Annotated in this window: 11 protein-coding genes; 6 read left to right on the top strand and 5 right to left on the bottom strand. The window is 66.1% G+C overall.

Going from position 1 to position 12,494, the window contains the following annotated elements:
- Positions 1-27: 27 nt before the first annotated feature.
- The 5 genes from lapB to cysM all read left to right on the top strand — a co-directional run bounded on the left by lapB (position 28) and on the right by cysM (position 5,229).
- Positions 28-1,203 (top strand): lipopolysaccharide assembly protein LapB, encoded by a 1,176-nt coding sequence (gene lapB, locus U1H99_RS22295; RefSeq protein ID WP_323143903.1) that lies wholly within the window; start codon positions 28-30, stop codon positions 1,201-1,203.
- Between the two features lie 12 nt (positions 1,204-1,215).
- Positions 1,216-2,598 (top strand): UDP-glucose dehydrogenase family protein, encoded by a 1,383-nt coding sequence (locus tag U1H99_RS22300; RefSeq protein WP_323143904.1) that lies wholly within the window; start codon positions 1,216-1,218, stop codon positions 2,596-2,598.
- A 7-nt stretch (positions 2,599-2,605) separates the two neighbouring features.
- On the top strand, positions 2,606-3,604 hold the full coding sequence (gene rfaE1 / locus U1H99_RS22305; protein ID WP_375341638.1) for a D-glycero-beta-D-manno-heptose-7-phosphate kinase: 999 nt from the start codon (positions 2,606-2,608) through the stop codon (positions 3,602-3,604).
- Positions 3,605-3,791: 187 nt separating this feature from the next.
- Positions 3,792-4,169, top strand: coding sequence for a ComEA family DNA-binding protein (locus tag U1H99_RS22310; protein ID WP_323143905.1), 378 nt, complete (start codon positions 3,792-3,794; stop codon positions 4,167-4,169).
- 157 nt (positions 4,170-4,326) lie between these two features.
- Positions 4,327-5,229: a cysteine synthase CysM gene (gene cysM, locus U1H99_RS22315; RefSeq protein WP_323143906.1), complete on the top strand. Its 903-nt coding sequence runs from the start codon at positions 4,327-4,329 to the stop codon at positions 5,227-5,229.
- A gap of 182 nt (positions 5,230-5,411) precedes the next feature.
- On the opposite strand, the gene U1H99_RS22320 is transcribed toward cysM, so the two are convergent.
- From U1H99_RS22320 to U1H99_RS22340, 5 genes are all read right to left on the bottom strand, one after another.
- Positions 5,412-5,753, bottom strand: a complete 342-nt coding sequence (locus tag U1H99_RS22320; RefSeq protein WP_323143907.1) for a hypothetical protein — start codon at positions 5,751-5,753, stop codon at positions 5,412-5,414.
- A gap of 464 nt (positions 5,754-6,217) precedes the next feature.
- Positions 6,218-7,405: a lytic murein transglycosylase B gene (gene mltB / locus U1H99_RS22325; protein ID WP_323143908.1), complete on the bottom strand. Its 1,188-nt coding sequence runs from the start codon at positions 7,403-7,405 to the stop codon at positions 6,218-6,220.
- Entirely contained in the window at positions 7,402-9,405 is a 2,004-nt protein-coding gene (locus U1H99_RS22330) for a transglutaminase TgpA family protein (protein WP_323143909.1), read from the bottom strand. Before U1H99_RS22330 ends, mltB begins: the two co-directional genes overlap by 4 nt.
- Positions 9,402-10,451, bottom strand: coding sequence for a DUF58 domain-containing protein (locus tag U1H99_RS22335; protein WP_323143910.1), 1,050 nt, complete (start codon positions 10,449-10,451; stop codon positions 9,402-9,404). The genes U1H99_RS22330 and U1H99_RS22335 overlap by 4 nt, the downstream gene beginning before the upstream one ends.
- Position 10,452: 1 nt before the next feature.
- On the bottom strand, positions 10,453-11,373 hold the full coding sequence (locus U1H99_RS22340; RefSeq protein WP_323143911.1) for an AAA family ATPase: 921 nt from the start codon (positions 11,371-11,373) through the stop codon (positions 10,453-10,455).
- Between the two features lie 157 nt (positions 11,374-11,530).
- Between U1H99_RS22340 and U1H99_RS22345 the strand changes: the two genes are divergently transcribed.
- Positions 11,531-12,460 (top strand): histone deacetylase family protein, encoded by a 930-nt coding sequence (locus tag U1H99_RS22345; protein WP_323143912.1) that lies wholly within the window; start codon positions 11,531-11,533, stop codon positions 12,458-12,460.
- The last annotated feature ends 34 nt before the right edge of the window (positions 12,461-12,494 follow it).

Below are 12,494 nucleotides of genomic sequence, written 5' to 3' on the forward strand. Positions count from 1 at the left end.
TACCCAGTAACACACGAATAAAAACACATGGAATTTGAAATCTGGTGGCTGCTCGGCATCCCCGTCTTTTTCGCCCTCGGCTGGCTGGCCGCACGGGTTGACATCAAACAGCTCGTGTCGGAATCGCGCAGCCTGCCGCGCGGTTACTTCAAGGGCCTGAACTTCCTCCTCAACGAGCAGCCGGACAAGGCGATCGACGCCTTCATCGAGATCGTCCGGCTCGACCCCGAGACCGCCGAGATGCACTTCGCCCTCGGCAACCTGTTCCGCCGCCGCGGCGAGACCGAGCGCGCGATCCGCGTCCACCAGAACCTGCTGTCGCGCCCGGACCTCCCGATCGAGCAGCAGATGCATGCCCAGTACGAACTCGGCATGGACTACCTGAAGGCCGGCCTGCTCGACCGCGCCGAGGAAAGCTTCAATTCGCTGGTCGGTACCCAGTACAGCGTGCAGGCACGGCGTGCCTTGCTGGAAATCTTCCAGCGCGAAAAGGAATGGCGCCGCGCCATCACCGCCGCCGAGGGCCTGCAGGAATCCGGCGCCGGCGCCCACCACAAGGAAATCGCCCAGTTCTATTGCGAACTGGCCCAGGATGCCATGGTGCACCTGCAGCCGGACGACGCCAAGGCGCTGCTCGACAAGGCGCTGCAGGCCGACCGCAAGAACGTGCGCGCGACCATGCTGTACGGCGACGCGCTGCTGGCCCAGGGCGATGTCGAAGGCGCGCTGAAGACCTGGCGCCGTGTCGAACAGCAGAGCGTGCCGCACGTGGCGCTGGTCGCCAGCCGCCTGATGGATGGCTACCGCCGCGTCGGCAGGCCGGAAGAGGGCGTCAGCCTGCTGCGTTCCTACCTGGAAGAAGCGTCATCCATTGATCTGATCGAGGTGGTGTTCAAGGCCGTCATCGAACTGAACGGCGTCGACGCTGCCAAACAGCTGGTAGTGGAAGAGCTGCGCCGCAATCCGACCCTGCTCGGCCTGGACAAGCTGCTCGAAGCGCGCCTGATGGATGCGCCGGCCAATGTGTGGGAAGAACTGTCGATGGTCAAGAACCTGATCCACAGTTATACCCAGAAGCTGGCGCGCTACCAGTGCAGCCATTGCGGTTTCAAGGCGCGCCAGTACTACTGGCAGTGCCCGGGGTGCAGCAAGTGGGAAACTTACCCGCCGCGCCGTACAGAAGAATTGAATGTGATGAACTAAGGTAGTGAACGAATGAAAATTACGATTATCGGTACCGGCTACGTCGGCCTGGTCACTGGCGCCTGCCTGGCGGAACTCGGCAATGACGTGTTCTGCCTCGACGTCGATCCGCGCAAGATCGACATGCTCAACAGCGGCGGGATCCCGATCCACGAACCGGGCCTGGAAGAAGTCGTCGCGCGCAACCGCGCTGCCGGCCGCCTGCAATTCTCGACCGACGTCGCCGCCAGCGTGGCGCACGGCCAGCTGCAGTTCATCGCCGTCGGCACGCCGCCCGACGAAGACGGCTCGGCCGACCTGCAATACGTGCTGGCCGCGGCGCGCAATATCGGCCGTCACATGGAAGGCTACAAGGTTATCGTCGACAAGTCGACGGTGCCGGTCGGGACCGCCGACCGCGTGGCGGCCGCCATCCAGGAAGAACTGGCGGCCCGCGGCAAGGATGCTTCAGAGTTTGCGGTCGTCTCGAACCCGGAATTCCTGAAGGAAGGCGCGGCGGTCGAGGACTTCATGCGACCGGACCGCATCGTGATCGGCACGGCGGATTCGCCGGCCGGCCAGCGCGCGCGCGACCTCATGAAGCTGCTGTATGCGCCGTTCAACCGCAACCACGAGCGCGTGCACTGGATGGACGTGCGCTCGGCCGAGTTCACCAAGTACGCCGCCAACGCCATGCTGGCGACCCGCATCTCGTTCATGAACGAACTGGCCAACCTGGCCGACCAGGTCGGCGCCGACATCGAAGCCGTGCGCCACGGCATCGGCTCCGATCCGCGCATCGGCCACAGCTTCCTGTACGCCGGCGCCGGCTACGGCGGTTCCTGCTTCCCGAAGGACGTGCAGGCGCTCGAGCGCACCGCGCGCCAGTACGACCAGGACCTGCTGATCCTGCGCGCCGTGGAAGCCGTCAACGACCGCCAGAAGGGGGTGCTGGGCCGCAAGGTCGTGCAGCGCTTCGGCGAAGACCTGGCGGGCAAGCGCTTCGCGGTCTGGGGCCTGGCCTTCAAGCCGAACACCGATGACATGCGCGAAGCGCCGTCGCGCGTGCTGCTGGCCGAACTGCTGAAGCGCGGCGCCAGCGTCGCCGTGCACGACCCGGTGGCGATGCACGAGGCGCAGCGCGTGCTGGCCCTCGATCTCGATGCCGAGCAGATGGCGCGCGTCGAATTCAAGGCGGCGCCGATGGACGCGCTGGATGGCGCCGAGGCGCTGCTGATCGTCACCGAATGGAAGGCCTTCCGCAGCCCGGACTTCGACCAGATCAAGGCGCGCCTGAAGCAGCCGGTGATCATCGACGGCCGCAACCTGTTCGAGCCGTCGCTGATGACCGGTTTTGGCATCGAGTACCATGGCATCGGCCGTTCCGTGCTCACCGGCCATGTGGCCGGCAAGTGAGGCGCGCATGAACGACATGATTCCAAGCCGCCAGCTCTCGACCGACAGCTATCGCCAGGCCGAGGCGCCGCAGCTCGACAGCGTGCGCCTGCTGGTCGTCGGCGACGTCATGCTCGACCGCTACTGGTTCGGCGACGTCTCGCGCATCTCGCCGGAAGCCCCGGTGCCGGTGGTGCGCATCGAAAAGCGTGAAGAGCGCCTCGGCGGCGCCGCCAACGTGGCGCGCAACGCGGCCGCGCTGGGTACCCATTGCGGCCTGCTGGGCGTGGTCGGCAACGACGAAGCCGGCGACTCGGTCGAGCAGATCCTGCGCGAATCGAGCATCCACAGCTACCTCAAGCGCGACTCGGCCATCTCCACCATCATCAAGCTGCGCGTGATCGGACGCCAGCAGCAGATGGTGCGCATCGACTTCGAGGACACCCCGACCGAGACCGTCCTGCGCGACAAGCTCACGCAATTCAAGGCGCTGCTGCCGGACTACGACGTGATCGTCCTGTCCGACTACAACAAGGGCAGCCTGGTCAACGTGGCCGAGATGATCCGGCTTGCCCGCGCCGCCGGCAAGACGGTGATGGTCGACCCCAAGGGCGACGATTTCACGCCTTATCGCGGTGCCACCATGCTGACCCCGAACAAGTCGGAACTCAAGCGCATCGTCGGCAGCTGGAAGACCGAAGAGCAACTGACCGACAAGGCGCAGCGCCTGCGCGAGGAACTGGACCTGCAGGCCCTGCTGCTGACCCGTTCGGAAGAGGGCATGAGCCTGTACACCGCGGACGAGATCGTGCACGTCCCGGCCGATGCGCGCGAAGTGTTCGACGTCTCCGGCGCGGGCGACACCGTGATCGCCACCATGGCCGCCATGCTCGGCGCCGGCGTGCCCCTGCCGGAAGCCCTGGCCACCGCCAACCGCGCCGGGGGCATCGTGGTCGGCAAGCTGGGCACGGCCACCGTCACCCGCGACGAGCTGTTCGCGCAGCGCCGCCGCAGCGACGGCGCGTAGGATGGGTACCATGTGCCCACGCGTAACGTTGGCGTGAGACCTGCGTCCGCGTGGGCACGGTGCGCCCACCCTACGTTGATATCGCACAATCGTATTCCGTCAACGCATCCTCAGCGGTATCCGTTATCTGCAGGGGCGGCATGTGCCGTCCATGTCACTGCTCAATCGATAAGAACGGAGAAACCAGATGATCAAGAAACTGATACTTGCTCTCGCCACCCTGGTGGCATCGACCGGCTTTGCGTTCGCCCAGGTGGACGTCAACAAGGCCGATGCCGCGGCGCTGGACAGTGTCAAGGGCGTCGGCCCGAGCATGTCGAAGGCAATCATCGACGAGCGCAGCAAAGGGGAGTTTAAGGACTGGGCCGATTTCCAGAAGCGCGTGAAAGGCGTCGGCGAGAAGCGCGCGGCCAAGCTGTCGCAGGCCGGGCTGCAGGTGAACGGCAAGGCGATGGACGGCGCGCCGATGGCGGCGCCGGGCGATAAAACGGCCGCCAAGCCGGCCAAGGCGGTGAAAGCCAAACCGGATGCCGCCAAGGCCGAGCCGGCGAAAGCGGCTAGCTGATCCGCGCTGCGCTGAGCTGAAGCTGCAGGTATTCAGCTGATGCAAACGTCGCCCCTGCCTGCGCAGGGGCGACGTACTTGTGTACATAACCGCTTTCATACGCTGCAACGCATCTCGGATTAAAATGTCTCTTTCGAGTTCGCAAGAAAGCAAAGCAATGGCATACAAGACCATCGAAGACACGATCGGCAATACCCCCCTCGTGCAACTGATGCGCATCCCCGGCGCCGACGCGGCGGCCCGCAACAACATCATCCTCGGCAAGCTCGAAGGCAATAACCCGGCAGGCTCGGTCAAGGACCGCGCCGCCATGTCAATGCTGCGCGGCGCCGAGGCACGCGGCCAGATCAAGCAGGGCGATACCCTGATCGAAGCGACCAGCGGCAACACCGGCATCGCGCTGGCGATGGCGGCCGCGATCCGCGGTTACAAGATGGTCCTGATCATGCCCGACAACCTGTCGATCGAACGCCGCCAGAGCATGGCTGCCTATGGCGCCCAGATCATCCTGACCCCGAAGACCGGCGGCATGGAATATGCACGCGACCTGGCCGAGCAGATGCAGAAGGACGGCCAGGGCATCATCCTCGACCAGTTTGCCAACGAGGACAATCCGCGCGCCCACTACGAGACCACCGGTCCCGAGATCTGGCGCGATACCGAAGGCCGCATCACCCACTTCGTGAGCGCAATGGGCACCACCGGCACCATCATGGGCGTGTCGCATTACCTGAAGGAACAAAACGAGGCGATTCACATCGTCGGCGCCCAGCCGGAAGAGGGATCGTCGATCCCGGGCATCCGCAAATGGCCGGAAGCCTACCTGCCGCGCATCTTCGACAAGAGCCGTGTGGACCAGGTCGAAAGCGTGACGCAGGCGGCTGCGGAACAGATGGCACGCCGCTTGGCGGCCGAAGAGGGGATTTTCTGCGGTATTTCCGCGGCCGGGGCTTGCGAAATCGCATTGCGTATTTCGCAAACCGTAGAGAATGCGACGATCGTGTTCATCGTCTGCGACCGCGGCGATCGCTATCTGTCGACGGGTGTGTTTCCCGCGTAATCAACTGGATGCCAGTCCTGGCATCGCAAGCCCGGCGCGACGTTTAGGCGCTGGGTGCTTCCCGCTGGGGGAAAACAATCTCCCTGTTCCCGGATAGGGCAACAAGGTCTACCGTAAATCTCGCTGCATGATGGACGTTGGGCGGCACGCAATCGGGCCGCCGTCCGGTCCGGCGTTCACGATTACTCGGCGCCGATGCCTGCGTTGTCCTTGTCCTTCGGCTTGAACTGCTTGTCGCTGATGCGGAACTTCGCACGGCGGTCGCCCATGAGGTAGCGCAGGTCGCGGATCGACAGGTCGCTGACTTCATGCATGCGGATCAGCAGCGAAGCGCCGACCGGCAGGCGGTGGTGGCGGATCTTCGAGATCACCGGCGGTGCCACTTCCAGTGCGCGCGACAGGGCAGCGTCGTTCTTCAGGCGCAGGTTCTCGATCAGGGTATCGAGCAGGCGGTTGGGGTTGTACTGCAGCAGCTCATCGGATTCCGAATCACTGTTCATATCGATGCCGACTTGGTTGGTCATGATGTTCACTATTCCTATGTCCAGGGGTTCACTTGGGGCGTTTCTGCCGAAATTCAAGTTACGTTATATAAAAACGTTTCGAAAATTTCTACTAAATTATACAAGTAATTTCTAATTTAGTACTCAAGAGCAATAAATATCAGTAGGCTCTGTTGAGTTCGTTGTCTAATCGCAACAATAGCCGCAATGCAATTCTCTCACAAAGTCACTGAAATAATAATTGTTTTTTACTTAAGCTTAAGTGTAAAGCAATTATCGATGCGTGGCCGCACGCTTACACATTAGGATGGGGGAATGACAATGAAAGCGGGGGTATGCGCTGCTTCTACCCTGTTTCTTAGGAGAACTGTTTAGTCAAAATCAACATACACCCCGGGGGTATATCGTTATCAGGACGACAGCAAGTCTTTAAAAAAGCGTCATTTCCGTTACAAACTGATACAAACTTTCTGGCTCGGGCAAGCTCAAATACCGCGCGACAGCTTGATGGCGCGGCCCAGTTCGACCACCGACATGGCATAGAAATAACTGCGATTGTACTTTGTGATTGCAAAGAAGTTAGCATTCGCCACCCAGTACTCGGTCGGATCGGCCCCGTTCTGCAGGTCGACCAACCCGTACAGGCGGCTATCCGGCAGGGTCGTGCGGGTAGCGACCCCCGCATCCTGCAGTTCGTCCGGGCGATAACGTGCGCTCAGCCCGCCCAGCAGGGGCTGCCAGGCCAGGCTCGGGGCGACATTGGCTTCGAACACGGAGGGTCCGGTATTGGTGCGGTCCCAGCCATGCTCGACCAGGAAGTTGGCGACGCTGCCGATCGCATCGGCGGGCGAGCCGCGCAGGTCGACCACGCCATCGCCGTCGTAATCCACGCCATATTTCAGGATATTGCCCGGCATGAACTGTGGCATGCCGACCGCCCCCGCAAACGAGCCCAGCAGCGAAAACGGATCGATGTTTTCCTTGCGCGCCAGCAGCAGGGTACTGGCGAGCTCGTCACGGAAGAAGGCCATGCGGTCGGTGCGGTTCGGCGCTTCGGGATAGGCGAACGCGAGGGTGGCCAGCACGTCGACCACGCGGAACCGGCCGGTATCGCGGCCGTAGATGGTTTCCACGCCGATGATGCCGACGATGATCTCGGCCGGCACGCCGTACTGCGCCTCGGCGCGCGCCAGGGTCGCGGCGTTCTCGTTCCAGAAGCGCACGCCGGCGCCGATGCGGATCGGCTCGATGAAGCGGCTACTGTAGGTGCGCCAGTTCTTCGGCTTGCCGGGCGGGGCGGGTTTCACCAGCTGTACTGCCGAATCGACGAAGCGGGTCTGGCGGATGGTCTCGTCGAGCGCGGCGCGGTCGAAGCCGTGACTGGCTACCATCTCGTCCTCGAAGTCGCGGACCGCCTGCCATTCGCTGAAGTTGGCCGCTTCGCCGTCGTAGTCGATGCCGGGGCGCGCCGCGACGGCCGCCACTGCGGCGGCGGCCGCCTTGCCTGCCTTGCCTTTGGACTTGGCATGCTTGCCGGCTTTGGCGGCCTTTGTGGCCTTCGCGGTCGATTTGGACGCCGTCTTGGCAGGGCGGGTGGACGACGCGGCAAGGGCGGAGGATGCCTGGCCGGCGCCGAAGGCCAGGGCGAGCAACAGCGGAACTAAGGATTTCATCGAACTCGGGACAGCAAATCTTTCAGGATCGGTAGCAGGGCAGGCACGGCGCCGGCATGCGGCGGCCCGTAGCGGTAGGCGCTGTAGCGGCGCAGGAATTCATCGGCGGCGGCGCTTGGTCCGGGCGCCAGGCCGGCGGCGGCGATGCGCGCCGCGTAGGCAGTCGGGCCTTCGTCAGGCGCACGCGCCAGGCCAAGCTGGCCGAGGCGTCCACACAGGGCGGAGTATAGCGTATCGACCGGGTCGGCCCGGCGGCGCCGCCATAATATTCTGGCGCCCAGCAACACCAGGCAGCCCAGCGCCAGCAGCGCCACGCTTCGCCACCCGAACAGGCCGCCCTGCAGGCGCTGCACCAGGTCGTGCTGGCGCTGCGGCGTATAGTTCAGCACCCACTGGTTCCAGCCATTGTTGGCGGCGCCGAGCGCGTAGCGCACCCGCGCCAGCAGCGAATTCGGGTCCGGCTGGATCAGGCGGCCCAGCATGTCCATGCCGAACGGCGCCGGCGGCGGCAGGGCGCCCGCCATGCCGCGCTGCACGCGCAGCGGCGACACCGCGGCGGTCGGATCGAGGCGTACCCAGCCGCGTCCTTCCAGCCAGACCTCGGCCCAGGCATGGGCATCCGACTGGCGCACCGTCAGGTAGCCGTCGATCGGGTTCAACTCGCCGCCCTGGTAGCCGGTCACGACCCGCGCCGGCACGCCGGCCGCGCGCATCAGGAACACGAAGGCGCCGGCATAGTGCTCGCAAAAGCCGGCGCGGGTGCGATACAGGAATTCGTCGATCGAGTTTTCGCCCGGCAGCAGCGGCGGCTGCAGCGTGTACACGTAACCCTTGCCGGCGAAATCGCGCAGCACGGCCGCCGCGCGGCGTGCCGGATCGGCTTCCTGGGCGCGCAGGCGCTGGCCGGCGGCGAGGGCGCGCGGATTGGCGCCGTAGGGCAGCAGCAGCCAGTCGGCCGGATCGTCCAGCGCGGCGTCGCCCTGCAGGCGAAAATTGACAAAGGAGGCCAGGTCGTAGCGCACCCGCTCGGTCAGCGGCGCGTTCGCCTGGATTTCGAGTTCGGGGCTCAGGCTCACGCTGCGCTCGGGCAGTGCCGGCAGCGCCTGCGGCACCTCGAGCGCGAACAGCCAGCGCGCCTGCGACGCCTCCTGGGTCACCTGGTAATGCAGCGCCTTCCCGTTGACCGAGACCGACACCGCTTGCGTACGCCCCTGGCGCCGTCCCGGCGCCAGCCGGGTCCAGGTCTGGCCGTCGTAGCTGGCCAGCACCGGACCGCGCCAGTAGAGCTGGGGCTGGGACGGCGCCGGGCCGTCGAAGCGTACGCGGAAGGCGATCTCGGACGATTGCGCCAAGTTGGCCATCTGCCCCGGCGACATCGTGTCGGACAGGCCGGTGCGCGCGCTGCGGCCGTCGTCCGGCATGCCCCACAGCGGCCCCTCGACGCGCGGGAACACGACGAAGGCGACCGCCGCCAGCGGCGCCGCCAGCAGCAGGATGCGCGATCCCATCAGCAGGCGCGCGCGCAGCGGCGGTACGGCGCCGGTCAGCTGGAACGACAGCTGCACCGTCAGCAGCGCCGCCAGCGACGCCAGCATCAGCAGCGCGGTGCCGATGCTCTGCGAATAAAAGAAGTTGGTCAGCACCAGGAACAGGCACAGGAAGATCACCACGAACAGGTCGCGCCGCGCATGCATTTCCAGCATCTTGAAGGCCACCAGCAGCACCAGCATCGCCACTCCGGCATCCTTGCCGAGCAGCGTGTGATAGGAGTGCAGCACGCCCGCCATCGCCGCCGCGGCCACCGGCACCAGTACCAGCGTGGGCGGCATGCGCTTGCCGCGCAGCGTGATGGCGGCGCGCCAGGCCAGCGTGGCGCCGCACAGCAGCGAGACCCACAGCGGCAGGTGGGCCGCGTGCGGGGCCAGCACCAGCAGGGCGCTGGCGAGCAGCAGCAGGGTGTCCTGCTTGTCGCGCGCCAGGTTCAGGAAGCGCGCTTTCATGGCTTGTCCCGCATGGGGTCCGACTGGGGGAGTCCGTACAACGCCAGTGCGCGCAGGCAGGCCGCCTGGTGCGCCGGCCCGAGCGCGGTGTCGTGCTGGATGCGCCCGAGCCGGAAGGCATAGGGCAGGGTGCGCAGCTCGGCTTCCAGCACCCAGCGCGCCATGCGCGACAGCTTCAGCTCGAGGTCGAGCTGCGTCGGCAGGGCGTCGAAATCGAGCAGCAGCTGGTCCACCGCGCCGCCCTCGAACTGCTTGGTGACCAGGTGGCCGCCGTCGCGCGGGTCGAGGCGCGCGATCTGGCGCCAGGCCAGGTGGCGCAGCGGATCGCCCGGCTGGTAGCTGCGCACCCCGGCAAAATCGTCGCTGCCGGCACTGCCGCTGCCGTCCGGGCTGGGGCGTCCGCTCATCGGCAGCGGCGGCGCATCCTGCTCGGGCGCCGGATAGACCAGCGCGCGGCTGTCCGGCTGCCAGTAGCTCCAGGCGCGGAACAGGCCGAGCGGAAAACGGGTCGTCAGGCGCACCCGCGGCGCGGCGCGCCAGCCGCGCCGATCGGTCGGCCCCGCCAGCACCAGCGCAACGCTATTGCCGGCCGCCACGTCGATCGCGTGGCGCGGCTCGGGCGCATCGTCGACGTCGGCCAGCACCGCGTAGCGGTCGATCCGGGTCGGATTCGACACATGCAGCTCGAACGGCACTTCGGTGCCGGCAAACACGTCCGGCGCGCGGCCGGCGCGCAGGCGCAGGTGGGCCAGGTTGCGGTAGGTATAAAACATGTCGACCACGGCGCAGGCCGCGGCCAGGAAGGTCAGGCCGAAGCCGAGGCCGAGGTTGTAGTTGATCGAGCCGATCAGCAATACCAGCAGCAGCACGCCGTAGCCGATGCCGGCGCCGGTGGGCAGTATGTAGACGCGGCGCTGGCCGAGTTCCACCTCGCCGGCGTCGCTGGCGGTGGCGCGCGTGCGCCAGGCGCCGCGCCGGCGCCGCAGCCAGCCGGCCCACGGCGATTCCGCGCCGTCCACCTTGTGCGCCACGGTCGCCGTTTTCATGTCACACCGGGACCGATTTCTGCAATTGCAGCACCAGGTCGCGGCTGGCCATCGCGGTGCCATGCGCCGCCTTCAACGGGCGCAGGCGATGCGCGCAGACCGGCACCAGCAGCGTCTGGATGTCTTCGGGGATCACGTGGTCGCGCCCCTCCAGCGCGGCCCAGGCGCGCGCCGCCTGCAGCAGCGCCAGCGTGGCACGCGGCGACAGGCCTTCGGCGAACAGCTGGCCCGAGCGCGAGGACTGGGCCAGCGCCTGCAGGTAATCGATCAGCGAGCCGGACGCGTGGATCGCGCGCAGCGCGCGCTGCGCCTCCATCAGCTCGCCCGGCTGCATGGTCGGGACGATGGTCTTGAGCATGGCGCGCCGGTCTTCTCCCATCAGCAGCGCGCGTTCGGCGGCGGCGTCCGGGTAGCCCAGCGACAGGCACATCAGGAAGCGGTCGAGCTGGGATTCCGGCAGCGGGAAGGTGCCGACCTGGTGCGCCGGGTTCTGGGTCGCGATCACGAAGAAGGGTTCGGGAAGGGCGCGCGTGACGCCGTCGGCCGTCACCTGGCGTTCTTCCATCGCTTCCAGCAGCCCGGACTGGGTCTTGGGCGTGGCGCGGTTGATCTCGTCGGCCAGCAGCACTTGGGTGAAGATCGGCCCGGGGTGGAAGGCGAAGCCGTTCTTTTCGCGCTCGTAGACCGAGATGCCGGCCACGTCCGCCGGCAGCAGGTCGCTGGTGAACTGGACGCGGTTGAATTTCAGGCCGAGCGACAGGGCCAGCGCATGCGCCAGCGTGGTCTTGCCGACGCCGGGCACGTCGTCGATCAGGAGGTGGCCGCCGGCCAGCAGGCAGGTGATGGCCAGGCGCACCTGCCGGTCCTTGCCGACCACGATCTGGCTGACCTGGCGTGCCGCGGCGTGCAGTTTGTTAAACATGGATTCCTTTCTTGATTCCGCGCGAGCCCCAGACGCATGGTAGATTAACGTCAACGGCAATCTTTTTATTCCTGCGTCAACATGCTTCCGGTTCGATTCTATGCGAGAACCGTAAATCGGGGGCGATATGGATGAGCGCAGCATACCGACAACGACCATGAGTACCGCAATCTACAGCCACCCGGACTGCCTCCTGCACGACATGGGCGACTGGCATCCGGAAACGCCGGCCCGCCTGCGCGCGATCGAGGACCAATTGATCCTGGCGCGCCTGGACGGCCTGATCGAGCACTGCAGCGCCCCGCTGGCCGACGAAGCCGCCATCCTGCGCAACCACAGCCGCGGCGCGCTCGACCTGGTGCGCGACAACCTGCCGCCCGCCGGCGAGCACTATCCGCTCGACGGCGACACCCTGCTGTGCAAGGACAGCTACCGCGCCGCGCTGCGCGCCGCCGGGGCCGCCGTGGCCGCCACCGACGCGGTGCTTGCCGGTACCATCGACAACGCTTTTTGCGCGGTGCGCCCGCCCGGGCACCACGCGCGCCCGTCCGAACCGATGGGGTTCTGCCTGTTCAACAACGTCGCCATCGCGGCCCGCCACGCGCTCGAGGCGCACGGGCTGGAGCGGGTCGCGATCGTCGACTTCGACGTCCACCACGGCAACGGCACCGATGAATCCTTCCGCGACGACCCACGCGTGCTGATGGCCAGCTTTTTCCAGCACCCGTTCTATCCGTACACCGAACCCGGCCCGGTGACACCGACCAGCGTCAACATCCCGGTGCCGGCCCGCACCGACGGCAGCGCCATGCGCAAGGTGGTCGAGGAACAATGGCTGCCGGCCCTGCATGCGCACCGGCCGCAGATGATCTTCGTGTCGGCCGGCTTCGATGCCCACCGCGAGGACGACCTCGGCGGCATGGCGCTGGTTGAGGCGGATTACGCGTGGATCACGCACCGGCTGGTGGAGGTGGCGCGCGAACACGCGCAGGGACGCATCGTCAGCTGCCTGGAGGGGGGCTACAATCTATCGGCGCTGGGCCGCAGCGTCGTGGCCCACGTCAAGGCCTTGGCCGAGCTGGACTGAGAACCTATTTGAACGCGGCAGTCTCTAAACTCGA

Source organism: Massilia phyllosphaerae (assembly GCF_034659755.1).
Taxonomy (GTDB): domain Bacteria; phylum Pseudomonadota; class Gammaproteobacteria; order Burkholderiales; family Burkholderiaceae_D; genus Telluria; species Telluria phyllosphaerae.